General features: G+C 69.3%; 19 protein-coding genes and 1 pseudogene. 11 read left to right on the top strand and 9 right to left on the bottom strand.

The window, feature by feature from the left end; all coding sequences use genetic code 11:
• Positions 1 to 29: 29 nt before the first annotated feature.
• Positions 30 to 1,211: a 2-C-methyl-D-erythritol 4-phosphate cytidylyltransferase gene (gene ispD / locus ACWGSM_RS06445; protein WP_452322101.1), complete on the bottom strand. Its 1,182-nt coding sequence runs from the start codon at positions 1,209 to 1,211 to the stop codon at positions 30 to 32.
• Between the two features lie 88 nt (positions 1,212 to 1,299).
• Complete coding sequence (locus ACWGSM_RS06440; RefSeq protein WP_313355911.1) at positions 1,300 to 1,782, bottom strand: CarD family transcriptional regulator; 483 nt, start codon at positions 1,780 to 1,782, stop codon at positions 1,300 to 1,302.
• Between the two features lie 149 nt (positions 1,783 to 1,931).
• Between ACWGSM_RS06440 and ACWGSM_RS06435 the strand changes: the two genes are divergently transcribed.
• Positions 1,932 to 2,444: a DNA modification methylase gene (locus tag ACWGSM_RS06435; RefSeq protein ID WP_452322100.1), complete on the top strand. Its 513-nt coding sequence runs from the start codon at positions 1,932 to 1,934 to the stop codon at positions 2,442 to 2,444.
• Between the two features lie 75 nt (positions 2,445 to 2,519).
• Here ACWGSM_RS06435 and ACWGSM_RS06430 read toward each other — a convergent pair whose 3' ends face one another.
• Together ACWGSM_RS06430 and ACWGSM_RS06425 are read right to left on the bottom strand one after the other, a co-directional pair.
• Entirely contained in the window at positions 2,520 to 3,203 is a 684-nt protein-coding gene (locus tag ACWGSM_RS06430; RefSeq protein WP_452322099.1) for a response regulator, read from the bottom strand.
• The gene (locus ACWGSM_RS06425) at positions 3,200 to 4,420 is read right to left on the bottom strand and encodes a sensor histidine kinase (protein ID WP_452322098.1); all 1,221 of its coding nucleotides are present in this window, start codon (positions 4,418 to 4,420) and stop codon (positions 3,200 to 3,202) included. The genes ACWGSM_RS06430 and ACWGSM_RS06425 overlap by 4 nt, the downstream gene beginning before the upstream one ends.
• A 183-nt stretch (positions 4,421 to 4,603) precedes the next feature.
• Here ACWGSM_RS06425 and phoU point away from each other — a divergent pair, with 183 nt between their 5' ends.
• The gene (gene phoU, locus ACWGSM_RS06420; RefSeq protein WP_452322097.1) at positions 4,604 to 5,326 is read left to right on the top strand and encodes a phosphate signaling complex protein PhoU; all 723 of its coding nucleotides are present in this window, start codon (positions 4,604 to 4,606) and stop codon (positions 5,324 to 5,326) included.
• 92 nt (positions 5,327 to 5,418) lie between these two features.
• Here the strand turns inward: phoU and ACWGSM_RS06415 are convergent, their stop codons facing one another.
• Positions 5,419 to 6,162 (bottom strand): phosphoglyceromutase, encoded by a 744-nt coding sequence (locus tag ACWGSM_RS06415; protein WP_313355906.1) that lies wholly within the window; start codon positions 6,160 to 6,162, stop codon positions 5,419 to 5,421.
• A 182-nt stretch (positions 6,163 to 6,344) separates the two neighbouring features.
• On the opposite strand from ACWGSM_RS06415, the gene ACWGSM_RS06410 reads away from it, so the two are divergent.
• Positions 6,345 to 7,166, top strand: a complete 822-nt coding sequence (locus ACWGSM_RS06410; protein WP_452322096.1) for a class I SAM-dependent methyltransferase — start codon at positions 6,345 to 6,347, stop codon at positions 7,164 to 7,166.
• Positions 7,167 to 7,177: 11 nt separating this feature from the next.
• Here ACWGSM_RS06410 and ygfZ read toward each other — a convergent pair whose 3' ends face one another.
• The 3 genes from ygfZ to ACWGSM_RS06395 all read right to left on the bottom strand — a co-directional run bounded on the left by ygfZ (position 7,178) and on the right by ACWGSM_RS06395 (position 9,359).
• Entirely contained in the window at positions 7,178 to 8,272 is a 1,095-nt protein-coding gene (gene ygfZ / locus ACWGSM_RS06405) for a CAF17-like 4Fe-4S cluster assembly/insertion protein YgfZ (RefSeq protein ID WP_452322095.1), read from the bottom strand.
• Between the two features lies 1 nt (position 8,273).
• The gene (locus tag ACWGSM_RS06400; protein ID WP_452322094.1) at positions 8,274 to 8,876 is read right to left on the bottom strand and encodes an FABP family protein; all 603 of its coding nucleotides are present in this window, start codon (positions 8,874 to 8,876) and stop codon (positions 8,274 to 8,276) included.
• Between the two features lie 189 nt (positions 8,877 to 9,065).
• Entirely contained in the window at positions 9,066 to 9,359 is a 294-nt protein-coding gene (locus ACWGSM_RS06395) for a hypothetical protein (protein WP_452322093.1), read from the bottom strand.
• A gap of 85 nt (positions 9,360 to 9,444) precedes the next feature.
• Between ACWGSM_RS06395 and ACWGSM_RS06390 the strand changes: the two genes are divergently transcribed.
• From ACWGSM_RS06390 to ACWGSM_RS06355, 8 genes and pseudogenes are all read left to right on the top strand, one after another.
• Positions 9,445 to 10,122, top strand: a complete 678-nt coding sequence (locus ACWGSM_RS06390; RefSeq protein ID WP_452322092.1) for a winged helix-turn-helix transcriptional regulator — start codon at positions 9,445 to 9,447, stop codon at positions 10,120 to 10,122.
• A 40-nt stretch (positions 10,123 to 10,162) separates the two neighbouring features.
• Positions 10,163 to 12,331, top strand: a complete 2,169-nt coding sequence (locus tag ACWGSM_RS06385; protein ID WP_452322091.1) for an RNA degradosome polyphosphate kinase — start codon at positions 10,163 to 10,165, stop codon at positions 12,329 to 12,331.
• Complete coding sequence (locus ACWGSM_RS06380) at positions 12,328 to 13,266, top strand: NUDIX hydrolase (protein WP_452322090.1); 939 nt, start codon at positions 12,328 to 12,330, stop codon at positions 13,264 to 13,266. Before ACWGSM_RS06385 ends, ACWGSM_RS06380 begins: the two co-directional genes overlap by 4 nt.
• Before the next feature lie 147 nt (positions 13,267 to 13,413).
• Complete coding sequence (gene pstS / locus ACWGSM_RS06375; protein ID WP_452322089.1) at positions 13,414 to 14,505, top strand: phosphate ABC transporter substrate-binding protein PstS; 1,092 nt, start codon at positions 13,414 to 13,416, stop codon at positions 14,503 to 14,505.
• Positions 14,506 to 14,604: 99 nt separating this feature from the next.
• On the top strand, positions 14,605 to 15,561 hold the full coding sequence (pstC, locus tag ACWGSM_RS06370; protein WP_452322088.1) for a phosphate ABC transporter permease subunit PstC: 957 nt from the start codon (positions 14,605 to 14,607) through the stop codon (positions 15,559 to 15,561).
• A gap of 28 nt (positions 15,562 to 15,589) precedes the next feature.
• Positions 15,590 to 16,672, top strand: coding sequence for a phosphate ABC transporter permease PstA (pstA, locus tag ACWGSM_RS06365; protein ID WP_452322087.1), 1,083 nt, complete (start codon positions 15,590 to 15,592; stop codon positions 16,670 to 16,672).
• Between the two features lie 28 nt (positions 16,673 to 16,700).
• Positions 16,701 to 17,480 carry a phosphate ABC transporter ATP-binding protein PstB gene (gene pstB, locus ACWGSM_RS06360; protein ID WP_313355896.1) on the top strand — a complete coding sequence of 260 codons (780 nt, stop codon included), beginning with the start codon at positions 16,701 to 16,703 and terminating at the stop codon, positions 17,478 to 17,480.
• Positions 17,481 to 17,687: 207 nt separating this feature from the next.
• Positions 17,688 to 17,777 (top strand): annotated as a pseudogene (locus ACWGSM_RS06355) (hypothetical protein); the annotation flags it as partial.
• Here ACWGSM_RS06355 and ACWGSM_RS06350 read toward each other — a convergent pair.
• A complete protein-coding gene (locus ACWGSM_RS06350) occupies positions 17,736 to 17,942 on the bottom strand; it encodes a hypothetical protein (protein ID WP_452322146.1) in 207 nt (68 codons plus the stop codon). The pseudogene ACWGSM_RS06355 and the gene ACWGSM_RS06350 overlap by 42 nt on opposite strands.
• Positions 17,943 to 17,957: the final 15 nt, after the last annotated feature.

Genomic DNA, 17,957 nt, shown 5'->3' with positions numbered 1-17,957 from the left:
CGGCGCGCACCTGGGCGTGGGCTCCCCCGTCAGATGCGGTGGATGAGCGCGACCGCGGTCACCGCGATGCCCTCGCCGCGACCGATGAATCCGAGCCCGTCGGTCGTGGTCGCCGACACCGTGACCGCGGCGCCTCCCAGTGCGGCCGAGAGCACCTGCTCCGCTTCGCCGCGGCGGGCGCTGAACCGCGGCCTGTTGCCCTGGAACTGCACCGACACGTTGCCGATCGCAAAGCCCGCATCGGCCAGCATCGTCGCGGTCCGCGCAAGGAACACATCGGCATGCGCGCCCGCGTACTCGGGGTGGGCGGTGCCGAAGTGCTGCCCGATGTCGCCGAGCCCGGCCGCGCCCAGCAGGGCGTCGACCATGGCGTGTGCCACGGCATCCCCGTCGGAATGCCCCGACAGCGGCTGCTCACCCGGCCACTCCAGGCCGGCGAGCCACAGGTTCCCGTCGCCGCCGAAGGCGTGCACGTCCGTGCCGACACCGATGCGGGGCAGCGCGAGAGCGCCCGCACTCGCGGCGAGCAGCAGCCGTGCGCGCTCGAGATCGCCGGCAGTGGTGATCTTGAAGGCGCGCTCCGATCCGGGGATGCGACGCACGGCGCCCCCCGCCGCGGCGAACAGGGCGGCATCGTCGGTGTGGTCCTCACCGGCCGCCAGGGCCGTGGCATACGCGTCCTGCAGAAGTGCGCGGGGAAAACCCTGGGGCGTCTGCGCAGCGGCGAGAGCAGAGCGGTCGACGGGACCGGTGACCTCGTCACCGTCGACTCTCTTGAGCGTGTCGACGACGGCGAGCGCGGGGATCACGCCGGCCTCCGTCACCCCTGCCGCCACGGCGTCGAGCTGCGACGCCGGGGTGAGAGCGCGCGCCGCGTCGTGAACGAGCACGACGCACACCTCGTCGTGCAGGGCATCCAGCCCCGCGGCGACCGACGCCTGGCGGGTCGCCCCTCCGGTCACGACCGTCGTGAGGTGACGGCGTTCTCCGGCCGACGCGGCGATCTCGGCATCCACCTGCGTCTCCCACCCCGCGGGCGCCACCACGACGACCTGCATCGGGGCGGCGGCGAACACACGGTCCAGCGCGTGACGCAGCACGGTGCGGCCGTCGAGGTCGACGAGCGCTTTGGGCACTCCGGCACCGAGTCGCGTACCGGAGCCGGCGGCGACGACGATGATCGCTGTGGTGGGGGTGGGAAGCGCAGTCACCCTCTCACGCTATCGCGGCCCTGCGGCATGCGAAGAGGGCGGATGCCGCAGCATCCGCCCTCTTCGCAGTCAGTCGTCTGCGCGCTCGTCAGGAGGCGAGCACCTCGTCGAGCAGAGCGCCGGCCTTGTCCTCGTCGACCTTCTCGGCCAGAGCGAGCTCCGACACGAGGATCTGACGGGCCTTGGCGAGCATGCGCTTCTCACCCGCGGAGAGACCGCGATCCTGATCGCGGCGCCACAGGTCGCGCACGACCTCGCTCACCTTGATCACATCGCCGGAGGCGAGCTTCTCCAGGTTCGCCTTGTAGCGGCGCGACCAGTTGGTGGGCTCTTCCGTGAACGGGGCGCGCAGCACCTCGAAGACGTTCTCGAGACCCTCCTTGCCGATCACGTCGCGAACGCCGACCAGGTCGACATTCTCGGCAGGAACCTCGATGATGAGATCACCCTGCGTGACGTTGAGCTTCAGGTACTTCTTGGTCTCCCCCTTGATCACGCGGTCCTTGACCTCGATGATCGTCGCGGCTCCGTGGTGCGGATAGACGACGGTTTCGCCAACCTCAAAAAGCATAAAAACGTGTCCTTTCGGCAATCTCCAGGATACCACAGCCGTTATGCAGTAAGGTACGCGCCGACCTCCCCGCGAGCGCATCTGTCCTCGCCGCGCACGACAGACCCACTACACTGGTGCAGGACACCCGTCGCACCTCAGGAGGATCCGTGAACTCGCGCTCTGCTGCGTCCATCGCTCCGCGTCTCATCGCCGTCATCGCCCTGGGCTCGGCGCTCGCGCTCGGCACGACGGGATGCACCTTCATCACGCACCAGGCGACGACGAACCCCTACCCGGCATCCGATGGCGTTCCTTTCGACGAGACCGGCGGCGATGTCGTCGCGCGCAACGTCTTCGTGGTCACCACGGAAGACGGCGAAGTGGGCAACCTCGTCGGCGCGTTCATCAACGAGGGCTCGAAGAGCAGCACAGTCGACATCGACGTCGCGGGCGAGCAGCTGACGCTGCGTGTGCCCAGCGAGGATCGCGTCAGCCTCGGCGCCGACAAGATGCCGCTGCGCATCGAGAACCTCGGCGTCAAGCCCGGTGCGACCGTCGAGGTGCTCATCGTCTCCGGCGACGGGGAGGCGATTCCCGCGCAGGTGCCCGTGCTCGACGGCTCGCTCGACCAGTACGCCGACCTCGTTCCGTCGGCGAAGGCCACGGACAGCGCCTCCTGACTCCCGCGACGACAGCCGCGACAGCGAAGAGGCCGGTTCCCTGCGGAACCGGCCTCTTCTGCATCCCGCGATCGATCAGCCTTCGAAGCGGTAGCCGAGCCCACGCACGGTGACGAGCATGACCGGCTCGCTCGGGCTCTGCTCGATGCGCGACCGGATGCGCTTGATGTGCACGTCGAGGGTCTTCGTATCGCCGAAGTAGTCGCTGCCCCAGACGCGATCGATCAGCTGCCCGCGCGTGAGCACCCGTCCCGCGTTGCGCATGAGCACCTCGAGCAGCTCGAACTCCTTCAGCGGCATGTTGATCTCGGATCCGTCGACGGCGACCGTGTGCCGGTCGATGTCGAGCGTGACCCGGCCGCCCTCCAGCACGCGCTCGTCGAGCTCGGCGTCCGCCTGCACCGCACGACGCAGCACGGCGCGCATGCGCGCCAGCAGCTCGCGTGACGAGTACGGCTTCGTGATGTAGTCGTCTGCCCCGAGCTCCAGCCCCACGACGATGTCGACCTCGGAGTCCTTCGCGGTCAGCATGATGATCGGCACGCTCGAGGTCTGCCGCACCCGACGGCACACCTCGGTGCCGGCCATGCCGGGAAGCATGAGATCGAGCAGGATGATGTCGGCGCTGCGCTCGCGGAAGGCCGCCAGCGCCCCCGGTCCGTCTTCGCAGATCTCCACCTCGTAGCCCTCGCGCCGCAGCAGGTAGGCGAGGGGGTCGGCCAGATCGGGCTCATCCTCGACGAGCAGGATGCGGGTCATGCGAACTCTCCGTTCCGGGGGTCGCGCGTGCGGGCATCCCCGTCCACGCGCTTCTTCTTGGTCTTCCGCTTGGACTTCGTGTCGGCCATGCTGACTGGTGCGCTCGCGAGCGGCAGGCGCATCGTGAACGTCGAGCCCCGGCCGGGACGCGACCACACGCGCACCTCGCCACCGTGCCGCTGAGTCGCGTGCTTGACGATCGACAGTCCGAGCCCGGTGCCTCCGGTGCGACGCGAACGCGCCTCATCGGCGCGGTAGAAGCGCTCGAAGATGCGCTCGAGATCGGCATCCGGGATCCCGATGCCCTGATCCGTCACCGCGATCTCGACGACATCCCCGTCGACCTTCACGCCCACGCCCACGCGCGACCCGCGCGGCGAGTAGACGATCGCGTTGGCGATGAGGTTGCCGACCGCCTCGATCAGCACCTGCGCATCGCCGCGCACCCACGCCCCGCGCTCACCACCGCGGCTCAGCGCGACACCGGCGGAATCCGCCTGCACCGAATGCGCCTCGATCGACGCCGCCACGACCTCGTCGATCGCGACGGGCTCGACCTGCGACAGGCTCTCCGCCGCCTGCAGGCGCGACAGGCTCAGGATGCGACCGGTGAGCTGTCCGAGACGGGATGCCTCGGCCGAGATCCGTGCGGCGAAGATGCGCACCTGCTCGGCGTCGTCGGCGGCCGATTCGATCGCCTCGGCGAGCAGGCTGACCGATGCGACCGGCGTCTTCAGCTCGTGACTGGTGTTCGACACGAAATCGGTGCGCATCTGATCGAGGCGCTCGCGCTCGGTGACATCCCGGATGATCAGCAGCGTGAGCTGCGGACCGACCGAACTCGCCCGTGCCGAGACCAGGCGCGGATCCAGCGACGCACCGCCGGTGAATCGCATCGTCTCGGTCGCGTCGGCGCCGCTGTCGCGCACGCCGCGCACGAGCCGCCGCAGCTCGCCGTTCTCGAGTATCGATCCCTCGCGGATGCTGAAGCGCGCCGCGGCGTTCGACGTGGCGACCACGAGGCCGGAGGCGTCGAGCACGCAGGCGGCGTCATCCATGCCAGCCAGCACGTCTGAGATGCCTGCGGGCACCGCCGAGGAGGTCTCCTGCAGAGCGAGCGCGCGCATGCGATACGCCCAGCTCACCAGCAGCACGGCACCCGCTCCGATCAGCGCGCCGACGGCGAGGGAGAACAGCGCCAGCTGAGCGGAATCCATGCCTCCCAGAGTAGAGGTCGCCGCGTCGGTCACCGGACGTACACCGCGTGGTCATGCGGCGGGGAGACTAGTATTCACGTTCCCGGCACCGTTCGTTAACCTTCGACCCGGACAATCGTTCCGGCCGCGCGAGCGCGTGCCCCGGCATGCCGTGCCGAACCCCCGACGAAAGGTTGCGCCGACATGCGCGAAGTGTTCCACCAGTCCCTCGAGGAGCTGCAGTCGCAGCTCGCCGAGATCGCCGACCTGGTCACGGTCGCGATCCGGAAGGCCACCACCGCATTCGCCGAGAGCGACGTCGCCCTGGCCGAGGAGGTGATCGCCGACGACGCGAAGATCGATGAGCTGGCCGTCGCGCTCGACGAGCAGGCGATCGAGATCCTCGCACGCCAGCAGCCGGTCGCCCGCGATCTGCGCATCGTGATCACCGCGCTGCGAGTGAGCGCGTCGCTGGAGCGCATGGGCGACATGGCCGAGCACATCGCACAGCTCGCGCGCCTGCGCTTCCCCGAGCGCGCCGTTCCGAAGGGCCTGAAGGGCACCTTCCGCCGCATGGGAGAGCTCGACGTGCAGATCGCCGGCACCCTCGCCGACCTGCTGCGCACGCAGGACCTGCGCTTCGCAGACGAGATCCGCAATGCCGACGACGACGTCGACGAGCTGCACGCGAGCGTGTTCGAGAAGGTGCTCAGCGACAACTGGAAGGGTGAGGCGACCGCGACCGTCGACGCGACACTCGCCAGCCGCTACCACGAGCGCTTCGCCGACCACGCGGTCGCCGTCGCGAAGAAGGTCGTCTACCTCGCGACCGGCGACTGGGCCGTGCAGGAGGAGGACATCGCGCTGGCCGCCGAGGCGCAGGGCGCCCTCCCCACCGATCAGGGCACACCGGCCCCGGGAGCCTGAGCACCCGCGCAGGGATGCCGAGCCCCCCGGGTAATCGCCGAGACCCCTGGCTGCTGCCAGGGGTCTCGGCGTGAAGTGAGGTGCCGGCGGGCTTACTTCTTGCCCTGCGCGGCGACCGCTGCGGCGCCGGCGGCGGCGGCCTCGGGGTCGAGGTAGCGGCTCGGGCCGGTGGGCACATTGTTCTCGTCGAGCTCGTACACCAGCGGGATGCCCGTGGGGATGTTCAGCTCGGCGATGTCGTCGTCGCTGATGCCGTCGAGGTGCTTGACCAGGCCGCGCAGCGAGTTGCCGTGCGCGGTGACGAGAACAGTCTTGCCCGCGTCGAGGTCGGGGACGATCGCGTCGTTCCAGTACGGCAGCAGGCGGTCGATGACGAGCTTGAGCGACTCGGTACGCGGAACCTCGCCGTCGATGTCCGCGTAGCGCGCGTCGCCCACCTGGCTGAACTCGCTGTCGTCGGCCAGCACGGGCGGCGGCACGTCGAACGACCGGCGCCACAGCTGGAACTGCTCGGGCCCGAACTCCTCGAGCGTCTGAGCCTTGTCCTTGCCCTGCAGCGCACCGTAGTGGCGCTCGTTGAGACGCCACGACCGGGTCACCGGGATCCACAGGCGGTCGGCCGCGTCGAGCGCGATGTTCGCGGTCTGGATCGCACGGCTCAGCAGCGACGTGTGCAGCACGTCGGGCAGCAGGCCCGACTCGGCCAGCAGCTCGCCGCCGCGGCGTGCCTCATCCTTGCCCTGATCGGTCAGGCGGACATCCACCCATCCCGTGAAGAGGTTGAGCTGGTTCCATTCGCTCTGGCCGTGACGCAGAAGAATCAGAGTGCGGGTCATGGTGTCAGCCTATCTTTTCTGCTTGCGGGGGCGGGCTGCGTGACGTTCCCCTCGCTCGCAGAACGGGTGCCCCTCCCGCCTCGCGGGTCCCTCCCCGATGCTCGCTCCGGGAACATCACTCCGCCCTCGACTGCACGTGTGGAGTGCGAGCGACGTGGAAGTGGGTAGTGGAGGATAGGAGTATGAGCGCGCCTCTCGGGAACCCGACACGAGGGACGACGGGGACGAATCGGCTGCGGCGAAACGACCGGTGGATCGCCGCGTCGGAGGCGTTCCGGAAGGCATCCGACCCGCTCGTCATCGATCTCGGATACGGGGCCAGCGGAGTGACCGCGTTCGAGCTCGCGACCAGGCTGCTCCGGGTCAGGCCGGATGCCGTGGTCCTCGGCCTCGAGCTGGATCCGGAGCGCGTGGCGACTGCGCGCCGTCAGCTGGACGACGTGCGGGCCGCCCGCACGCCCTTCGCCGCCGACCTGCCCGTCTCGTTCGCGCGCGGCGGCTTCGAGGTGCCGGTGCCCGACGGTCGGCGTCCCGCCGTCATCAGGGCGATGAACGTTCTGCGCCAGTACGACGAGGCGGATGTCGCCGACGCGTGGCGGCGGGTCGCCGCCCGGCTCGCTCCGCACGGGATGCTCATCGAGGGCACCTGCGACGAGATCGGCCGCGTCGCGAGCTGGGTCGACGTGACGGGCGTCGGCGAGCCGGTGGCCTTGACGATCTCGCTGCGGCTGACCGGGCTCGAGCATCCCGGGATCGTCGCGGAGCGCCTGCCGAAGGCGCTCATCCATCGCAACGTGCCGGGCGAGCGGGTCCACGATCTGCTCGCCGCGGTCGATCGCGAGTGGGAGCGCGCGGCTGCGCTGTCGACCTTCGGTCCGGTGCAGCGGTGGCTCGCCGTGGTCTCGGCGCTCAGGGCACAGGGCGTCCCGATCCGGGGCGACCGCCGGCGCTGGCGACTGGGCGAGCTGACCGTGCCCTGGGCGAGCGTGGCTCCGGCGCCGTGAGCCTGCGCGACTCAGCGTGCGCGGCGAGGGTCCTCGCCGGCGGGCCGACGGGACAGCCGCGTGAGACGCGGCACGTCGGCAGTGGCGCCCGCGTCGGCGGGCACGATCACCTGCTGCGCGGCGGCGATCCGGGTCTCGTCCGTGCGCACGACCAGCTCACCCACCGGCGCCCGACGTGACAGCATCGCCAGGGCGATCAGGCCGTCCTCGTGGTGCATCGCGACGGACGTGATGTGGCCCACCTCAGCATCCCCCGCCAGCACGGCATCGCCCGGCGACGGCATCACGACATCGCTGCCGTCGAGCAGGAGCGCGGCCAGGCGGCGTGGCGGATGCCCCAGATTGTGCACCTTCGCGACCGTCTCCTGCCCGCGATAGCAGCCCTTGCTCAGGTGCACGGCGCTGCGGATCCAGTCGGCCTCGTGCGGGATGGTGCGGTCGTCGACCTCACGGGCCCAGCGCGGCCGCCAGGCCGCGATGCGCAGCGCCTCGGCGGCGAGCGCGCCGGCGAACGGTCCGGCGAGCGCGGCGGCGTCATCGACGACGGCGACGGTCCACGCGTAGTCCGCGGCGGGATGCACGGCCTCGGCGGCGTACTGGTGCCCGCCCGGCTGCACATGCGCCCACGGATCGCGCCAGATCAGGGGAACGCCGTTCGGAGCGGATGCCCTGATGCGCGCCTCGGCGGTGCCGCCGGCGAAGAACCCGACCAGCGCCGCGTCCGGGCGCAGCGTGACCGTGACCCGCGAGCGGAACACCATCCGCTGCAGCCAGGCGGCCAGCTTCGCGGCATCCGCCTCGTCGGCGATCAGCCAGACCGACGCGCCGTCCTCGAACACGCCCGCTGCGTGCTCGACCCGGCCCTGCGGGTCGAGCACGAGCAGCTCCGTGCTGTCGCCGGCGCGGAGCCCTGCCACCGCCTGCGAGGTGATCGAGTCGAGCCAGGTCAGCCGGTCGACGCCGGACACCTCGATGAGCTCGCGGTCAGTGAGTGGCGCGAGCGCCTCACCGGATGCCAGGCGGCGCTGCTCGACGAGCGGGTTGCCGAAGTGCGCGATCAGATCGCCCTCGCGCACCGCGCCGGCGATGCCGTCGAACGACGCCATGTCAGACCTTCCCCAGCCGGGCGGACGCGTGCGACTTCAGCTTCTCGCCGAGGGCGGTGATGTCCCACGCCCAGAGCAGATGACCGTCGACCAGCCCGTACATGCGGGTGGCCGCCGAATACGGCTTCGCTCCGGCCGGGCGCACCACGGCATCCGTCGCGATGTCGATGCGAGGACCGTCGATGCGGCCCAGGTACAGCTCGAGCGTCCCGTCGGAGTGCGTCACCGAGACCTCGAGCGGGAACCCGTCATCGGTGCGCAGCGCCTCGACGTCATCGACCGTCCGCGGCGTCGGCTCAGCAGTGGGCGGAAGCAGGGCAGGCCCCGGATCGGCATCGGTGCGCGGGCGAGCAAGGCGCCAGTAGCCGGTCTCGGCGAGCAGGGCGACGGGCTCGACGGTGCCGTCGGCACCGAGGAACGACGCGGTTGCGGCGTAGCTCAGGTACGGACCGCCGTCGTGGCTGAAGCTCACGCGGTGCGAGAACTCACCCTGGAAGCGCTGCTCGCCCGCGGTGTACTCGATCACGCCGGTGCCCTCCCAGACACCGAGCAGCCACGACAGCGGCGCCAGATCAGCGGGAAGGTCGGTCGGCAGCTCGATCACGACGACGTCGGATCAGCGCTGACCGCGGAACAGGTTGACGAGCACGACGCCGGAGACGAAGGCGATCGCGAGGCTCGCCAGCCCCAGCAGGCCGAGGTAGAAGAATTCGAGCGCGACGAGGTCCATGCCGACCACTCTACCCCTCCCCTCGGCGGGCTGATCGGACGCCGACGGCCGGGGCGGGCAGGGTCAGAGTGCGGAGGCGAGCGCAGCGATCCCGAACACTGCCGAGACCGCACCCATGATCATCAGGGCACCGACGACGCTTCCCGCCACCCGGACGATGAAGCCCTCGGCGCGACCGTAGGCGAGCTGCACGGCGAACGAGACCAGCACGATGCCTCCGAAGGCGATCAGCAGCCAGCCGACCCTGTCCTCCTCGGGAAGCATGAAGCCGAGAGCGACCGCGACCACGAGGGACACGATCCAGACCGCGACCATGCCGCGGAAGGCGCTGCGCGGGGCGAGGGCCGGTTCAGACATGGTGACATCGTAACGGCCTCGCCTGCGGGCATCCCGTGCTTCGGCATCCCGTCATGCGGGGAGCGCCCGCCACTAGCATTGACGCGTGGTCCTCGTGCTGGCACTCACCTCTGCTCCCGAAGGGGATCCGGCACTGCCCGCGCTCGAGCTGCTGCCGCACAGCATCCGGCGCCACCCTCTGGACACCGCCCGCCTTCTCGATCTGCCCGAGCGCGACGTCGTGATCCTCGACGCGCGCGGCGACCTCGTGGCGGCCAGGACCGCCTGCCGGCTGCTGCGCACCGCGGGAGCCGAAGCGCCGGTGCTGCTCGTGGTCACCGAGGGCGGTCTGAGCGCGATCGCGTCGGACTGGGGTTTCGACGACGTGATCCTGTGCACGGCCGGGCCCGCCGAGATCGACGCGAGGCTGCGGCTCGCGCTCGCGCGGGCGGATGCCGCAGCCCCCGCCCACGTTCAAGCCTCGGGCATCACGATCGACGAGCAGTCGTACTCCGCCAAGCTGCACGGGAAGCCGCTGGATCTGACGTACAAGGAGTTCCAGCTGCTGCATTTCCTGGCGACCCACCCGTCCCGCGTCTTCACGCGCGAGCAGCTGCTGAGCGACGTGTGGGGATACGACTACTTCGGCGGCACCCGCACCGTCGATGTGCACGTGCGGCGACTGCGCGCCAAGCTCGGCGACGCCGAGCAGGTCATCGGCACCGTGCGCAACGTCGGCTACCGGTTCAATCTGCACGACGAGCCCGCAACCGCAGCGAACTGAGTTCACTCATCCGTCGCCGGTGGATGCAAGGATGTACCCCATGATGGAACCCGCCCTTGTCGATGCCGGCCTCGGGGATGCCGAAGACGATGACTTCGATGCGCACGAGGCTCCGGACGCGGTGCTCCCCGATCACCGCTACCACGACCGCGAGCTGAGCTGGCTCGCCTTCAACCAGCGCGTGCTCGAGCTGGCCGAGGATCCGTCGCTGCCCGAGCTGGAGCGCGCGAACTTCCTCGCGATCTTCGCCAGCAACCTCGACGAGTTCTTCATGGTCAGAGTCGCCGGCCTCAAGCGCCGCATCCTCACCGGCCTCGCCGTGCCCACCAACGTCGGCCGTTCGCCGAGCGACGTGCTCGCCGACATCTCCCACGATGCGTACACGCTTCAGCTGCGCCATGCCGCCGCGTGGAACGACCTCGTGCGCCCGGCGCTCGCCGACGCCGGCATCGAGATCACCGAGTGGGACGACCTCACCGACGCCGAGCGCGGCGCGCTCGGCGAGTACTTCCAGGCACAGGTCTTCCCCGTGCTCATGCCTCTCGCCGTCGACCCCGCGCACCCGTTCCCGTACATCTCCGGTCTGTCGCTGAACCTCGCGATCCGCATCCGCAACGCACGCACCGGGCGGCAGGACTTCGCCCGGCTCAAGGTGCCCACCATGCTGCCGCGCTTCGTCGAGGTGCCCGGCACGAGCCCGATCACCCGGTTCATCCGGCTCGAAGAGCTCATCGCCAACCACCTCGGCGATCTCTTCCCCGGTATGGAGGTGCTCGACCACCACGCGTTCCGCCTCACCCGCAACGAGGACGTCGAGATCGAGGAGGACGAGAGCGAGAACCTCATCCAGGCGCTCGAGGCCGAGCTGCTGCGGCGCCGGTTCGGGCCCCCGATCCGTCTCGAGATCACCGACGACATGGACGAGGTGACTCTCGAGCTGCTGATCAGGGAACTCGACATCACCGATCAGGAGGTCTATCGGCTGCCCGGGCCGCTCGACCTTCGCGGGCTGTTCGATCTGGGCCGCCTCGACCGCCCGGATCTGCGCTATCCGCCGCACGTTCCCACCACGGCGGTGGCGTTCCAGCCGGGTGACAGCAACGAGCGCCCCGACATCTTCCGCGCGATCGGTAAGGCGGATGTGCTCGTGCACCACCCCTACGAGTCGTTCGCGACGAGCGTGCAGGCCTTCCTCGACCAGGCGGCCCGCGACCCGCACGTGCTCGCCATCAAGCAGACGCTGTACCGCACCTCCGGCGACAGCCCGATCGTGCAGGCGCTGATCGACGCGGCCGAGTCCGGCAAGCAGGTGCTCGCCCTGGTCGAGGTGAAGGCGCGCTTCGACGAGGCGAACAACATCGTCTGGGCGCGCAAGCTCGAGAAGGCCGGAGTGCACGTGGTGTACGGCCTCGTCGGGCTGAAGACGCACTGCAAGCTCGCGCTCGTCATCCGTCAGGAGGAGGGCGTGCTGCGCCACTACTCGCACATCGGCACGGGCAACTACAACCCGAAGACCAGCCGCGTCTATGAAGACTTCGGGCTGTTCACCGCCGACCCGCAGGTCGGCAAGGACCTCACCCGGCTGTTCAACGAGCTCAGCGGATACGCGATCGAGAAGAAGTTCAAGCGCCTGCTCGTCGCGCCCCGTCACCTGCGCAAAGGGCTGATGCGCCACATCGACGCGGAGCGTGCGAACGCCGAGGCGGGCAAGCCCGCCCGCATCCGCATCAAGGTCAACTCGATGGTCGATGAGGAGATCATCGACGGCCTGTACCGGGCCAGTATGGCCGGGGTGAAGGTGGATGTCTGGGTGCGCGGCATCTGCAGCCTGCGGGTGGACCTGCCGGGCGTGAGCGACAACATCACCGTCCGCAGCATCCTCGGCCGGTACCTGGAGCACTCCCGGCTGTTCATGTTCGACAACGACGGAGAACCGATCGTCTACATCGGCAGCGCCGACATGATGCACCGCAACCTCGACCGCCGCGTCGAGGCGCTGGTGCGCCTGCGCGAGCCCGCCCACCTGCAGGAGCTGCACGACCTGTTCGACCGGGCGATGGATCCGCAGACCAACTCCTGGCATCTGGGCGAGGGCGGTGAGTGGACCCGGGTCGCCGAGGTCGACGGACAGCCCCTGGTCGATCTGCAGGATCTGACGATGGCCAGGGTGCAGGGCCGCCGGCGACGCAGCAAGCGCTCGATCCGATGAGCGACTCGGCGGTCTACGCGGCGGGGGCGATCGTCTGGCGGATGGTCGACGACAAGCTGAAGGTGCTGCTGATCCATCGCACGAAGTACCGCGATGTGACGCTGCCGAAGGGCAAGGTCGACCCCGGCGAGATGCTCGCCGAGACCGCCGTGCGCGAGGTGCGCGAGGAGACCGGCATCCAGGTGTCGCTGGGCGTGCCGGTCGGCGTCAGCAAGTACTGGATGCGCCCGAAGCGGCAGAAGGTCGTGCACTACTGGGCGGCGGAGGCCACCGACGACGCCATCCGCGCATCGTCGTTCCTGCCGAACGGTGAGATCTCGGGCGTCGAATGGGTGAGTCTCAAGAAGGCGCGCAAGCACCTGAGCTACCCGGTGGATGTCGAGATCCTCGATAACTTCATCCGGCTCGTCGACGACGGTGTGCTGCGCACCTTTCCCATCATCGCCCTGCGGCATGCCAAGGCCGTATCGCGATCCGACTGGCACGAGGTGGATTCCGCTCGGCCCCTCACCGACAAGGGCCTGCGGCAGGCGAAGGCGATCATCGGGCCGCTGCGCGCGTTCGGCGTGCGGCGCATCGTCACCAGCGACGCGGTGCGGTGCACGCAGACGGTCGCTCCCCTGGAGCGCAAGCTGGGCCGGACAGCCAGGCAGACGCCGAAGCTCAGTCAGGATGCGTGGGACGCCGACACTGCAGACGTGCGCTCCGTGATCGGGCGACGGGTGCGCTCACGCAAGGCGACGGTGCTGTGCAGCCACGCGCCGGTGCTTCCGGGCATCCTGTCAGAACTCGCCCTCGCCACCGGGACCGTCCCCGGCTCCTACATCGACAGCGCCAGCGCCTTGAACCCCGCGGCCTTCTCGGTCGTGCACCTGTCTGCCACCAACCCCGGCTCGGGGATCATCTCGATCGAGACCCACGAGCCGAAGGTCTGATCCCGTGCACCGAGGGTGCGGTCCGACTGGCCCCTCCTCGTTCACCTTCCGTTCACCTCTCGGGGAGAGTCTCGTTAACCAGGGCTCCTACCGTCACTGTGTGCCCTGCACCGGGCCATACACATTCCCCGATCGAACGGATCCACAGTGAAGATCACCCGCATCGCTCGTCTCAGCGCCGTCGGCGCTGTCGCCGCCCTCGCACTCGCCGGCTGCGCCGCGAACGAAGCCCCCGCCGGCGACTCGGCCGCCGCCTCCGATCTCGAGGGCACGTTGAAGGCCACCGGCGCCTCGTCGCAGGGTTCGGCGCAGGAAGCCTGGGTCGCCGCCTTCCAGACCGCCAACAGCGGCGTCACCATCAACTACGAGCCCACCGGCTCGGGCACGGGACGCGAGAACTTCATCGCCGGCGCGAGCGACTTCATCGGCTCCGACCGCGCGTTCAAGCTCGACGAGTTCGGCGACGGGTTCAAGACCTGCTCGTCGGAGAACATCGTCGAGGTGCCGCTGTACATCTCGCCCGTCGCCGTCGCGTTCAACCTCGAGGGGGTCGACGAGCTCAACCTCGACGCCAAGACGATCGCCGGCATCTTCGCCGGCACGATCACCAACTGGAACGACGAGGCGATCGCGTCGCAGAACGCGGGCGTGGAGCTGCCGGATCTGGCGATCTCGCCCGTGCACCGCTCGGACGACTCGGGCACCACCGAGACCTTCACCGCCTACCTGAACGCGACCGCTCCCGACGTGTGGACCGATGAGGCCGACGGCGTGTGGCCGTTGCAGGGCGGCGAAGCCGCTCAGGGCACCTCGGGTGTCGTCCAGGCCATCAAGGCGGGCAACGGAGCCATCGGCTACGCCGACGCCTCGCAGACCAAGGAGCTCGGCCAGGTGAAGGTCGGCGTCGAGGGCGACTACGTCGCCTACTCGGCTGAGGCCGCCGCCGCGCTGGTCGAGGCATCGCCGCTCGAGGATGGTCGCGGAGACGCCGACCTCGTCTTCGACGTCGACCCGGCTGCGGCTCCGGCAGGCGCCTACCCGATCGCCCTGGTCAGCTATCTGATCGCGTGCGAGCAGTACGAGGACGAGAACACCGCCGCGCTCGTGAAGACGTACTTCGAGTACGTGGCTAGCGAGGACGGGCAGCAGGCCGCGGCCGACAACGCCGGCAGCGCGCCGATCTCCGACGGCCTGCGCGAGAAGGTCCTCGCCGCCATCGACACGATCAAGGTCGGCTGACCCATCGCCATCGGCTGATCCCGGTGCCCCCGCGTCCGATCCGGCGCGGGGGCACCGGAGGGTCGGCCCTCAGCTGAACTTCGACCCGAAACGGAGACCATGAGCACGACGACCAGGCAGGCCCCGCCTGCCCCGATCAGGGCCAAGCAGCGCCTCGGTGACCGAGTGTTCTCGGGCAGCGCCCTCGGCGCCGGGATCATCATCCTCGTCGTGCTCGCCGCGGTGGCCGCGTTCCTCATCATCCAGAGCCTGCCGGCGTTCGCGCCCGACACCAGTGGCAACCACATCCTCGAGGGTCGCTCGTTCTGGGAGTACGTCGGCCCGCTCGCCTTCGGCACGGTGTGGGCCTCGTTCCTCGCTCTGCTCATGGGGACGCCTATCGCGATCGGCATCGCCCTCTTCATCTCGCACTACGCGCCCCGCCGCCTCGCCGGCGTGCTCGGGTACGTCATCGACCTGCTCGCCGCCGTGCCCTCCGTCGTCTTCGGCCTGTGGGGCGGGCTGGTGCTCGCACCCCTGCTGCAGCCCGTGTACGCCTGGCTCAACGCCAGCGCCGGCTGGATCCCGATCTTCGGCGGCCAGGTCTCGTCGACGGGCAAGACGATCATGACCGCGGCGGTCGTGCTCGCCGTCATGGTCATCCCGATCATGACCGCCATCTGCCGCGAGATCTTCCTGCAGACTCCGAAGCTGCACGAGGAGGCGGCCCTCGCCCTCGGCGCCACGCGCTGGGAGATGGTGCGCATGGCCGTGCTGCCTTTCGCGCGCGGCGGCATGGTCTCCGCCATCATGCTCGCGCTGGGGCGTGCGCTCGGCGAGACGATGGCCGTGACCATGGTGCTCTCGCCCGCAGCGGTGTACAGCTTCCTCGTGCTCACCGCCACCAACCCGACGCCGATCCCCGCGAACATCGCACTCGCGTTCCCCGAGGCCCACGACACGGGTGTCAACACCCTCATCGCCACCGGCCTCGTGCTGTTCGTCGTGACCTTCGCGGTCAACGCGCTGGCCCGCTGGATCGTGGCCCGTCGCGCCGAGTTCTCCGGAGCGAACTGACATGACCACGTCTCTGGAGCGACCTGACATGACCACGCTCAGCACCGCACGAGCCTCCTCCTCGCTCACCGCCGGCCGGCTCGCCTCGTGGGCGCCGTGGGCTCTGCTCGGGGCATCCCTCGCCACCGCGTTCACGGTCTTCGCCCTCGGCGCCATCGGCGCCGACCCGGCGGACTTCAACATCGCCGGCGCCACCGTCGTCGGCGTGCTGATCTACATGGTCCTCATCACGGTCGTCTCGTCGATCGCCGAGAGCCGCCGCAAGGCCGTCGACCGGCTGATGACGGCGCTCGTCACCTCCGCGTTCGTCGTCGCGCTGCTGCCGCTGATCTCGCTGCTGTGGACGGTCGTCGCCAACGGCGTCAGCCGATTCGACGCCGAGTTCTTCAGCTATTCGATGCGCAACGTCGTCGGCGAGGGCGGCGGCATCGTGCACGCCATCTGGGGCACGGTGCTCGTCACCCTCACCGCCACGCTGATCGCCGTGCCGGTGGGCCTGATGACGTCGATCTATCTCGTCGAATACGGCCGGGGCCGCATCGCCAAGGGCATCACCTTCCTCGTCGACGTGATGACGGGCATCCCGTCGATCGTCGCCGGTCTGTTCATCTACTCTGTCTTCGCCCTGGTCGTGCGGCCGGGCATCTCGATGGGGCTGATGGGCGCGCTCGCCCTGGCGGTGCTGATGGTTCCGGTGGTGGTCCGCGGCAGCGAGGAGCTGCTGCGGATCGTGCCGAACGAGCTGCGGGAGGCGTCGTACGCGCTGGGCGTGCCCAAGTGGCTGACGATCCTGAAGATCGTGCTGCCCACCTCGATCGCGGGAATCACGACCTCGGTGATGCTCGCGATCTCCCGTGTCATCGGCGAGACCGCGCCGCTGCTGCTCACGGCGGGATTCACCGCCAGCCTCAACACGAACCTCGTGAGCGGTCAGATGATGACGCTGCCGGTCTTCGTCTACAACTCCTACATGAACCAGGGCACCGCGGCCGACGCGTCGGTCGCGCGCGCCTGGGCCGGTGCGCTCACCCTGATCCTCATCGTCATGCTGCTGAACCTGCTCGCGCGTCTGATCGCCAAGTGGTTCGCCCCGAAGACCGCCGGCCGCTGAGCCGCACCCGAACCTGAAGGAACCCGACATGTCCAAGAGCATCGAAGTCAACGACCTCAACGTCTACTACGGCGACTTCCTCGCCGTCGAGGGCGTCTCCCTCGAGATCCAGCCGCGCAGCGTGACCGCGTTCATCGGCCCGTCGGGCTGCGGCAAGTCCACGTTCCTGCGCACGCTGAACCGTATGCACGAGGTCATCCCCGGTGCCCGCGTCGAGGGCGAGGTGCTGCTCGACGGCAAGGACCTGTATGGCGCGGGCGTCGACCCGGTGCTCGTGCGCCGGCAGGTGGGCATGGTGTTCCAGCGTCCGAACCCGTTCCCGACGATGTCGATCAAGGAGAACGTGCTCGCCGGGGTGAAGCTGAACAACGGCAAGATGTCGAAGAGCGATCAGGATGACCTGGTCGAGGAGTCGCTGATGGGCGCGAACCTGTGGAACGAGGTCAAGGATCGCCTCGACAAGCCGGGCTCCGGGCTCTCTGGGGGGCAGCAGCAGCGTCTGTGCATCGCCCGCGCGATCGCCGTGTCGCCCGAGGTGCTGCTGATGGACGAGCCGTGCTCGGCCCTCGACCCCATCTCGACCTTCGCGATCGAGGAGCTCATCCAGGACCTGAAGAACGAGTACACGATCGTGATCGTGACCCACAACATGCAGCAGGCGAGCCGCGTGTCGGACAAGACGGCGTTCTTCAACATCGCGGGCACCGGCAAGCCCGGCAAGCTGATCGAGTTCGACGACACCGCCACGATCTTCACCACTCCGGCCGTGCAGGCCACCGAGGACTACGTGTCGGGCCGCTTCGGGTAGTCGCTGAGGCCTGGCTCGCCAGTCGGGCTCATCAGATCAGTCGCTCGCGAACCGGCGTGTCGCTCACAGACACGCCGGTTCGTACGCATCCGGTCTGGGATCTCCAACCGGCCCACCTCTCTCCACACCCCGCTTTCGGCTGCGTGTTGTCCACATCACCCGGCATTCGCACGACCGGGTCGCCGGCGCACCGGGCATGGTCGATGGATGCTTGCACGCATCGCACTCGGCACTCATGGTCCTGTGGCGCGCACCTCAGACCTCATGCTCCTCGGCGTGCGCGAGCGGGAGCTCACCCGCGCTGTCCGCGCGGGTGAGATCGTGCGGCTGCGACAGGGCGTCTATGCCCTGCCGCACGTGCCGAGTGCTTTTCGTCACGCCGTCGAGCACGGTGGCGTTCCCGCCTGCGCTGAAGCTGCGCGACTGCATGGGCTCTGGGTGCTGCAGGGGGCGGACGATCACGTGTGGATGGGTACG

The organism is Microbacterium sp. NPDC055521, assembly GCF_053619695.1.
Note: the sequence above shows the minus strand (reverse complement) of the source record. Positions and strands in the feature narration are given on the sequence as shown.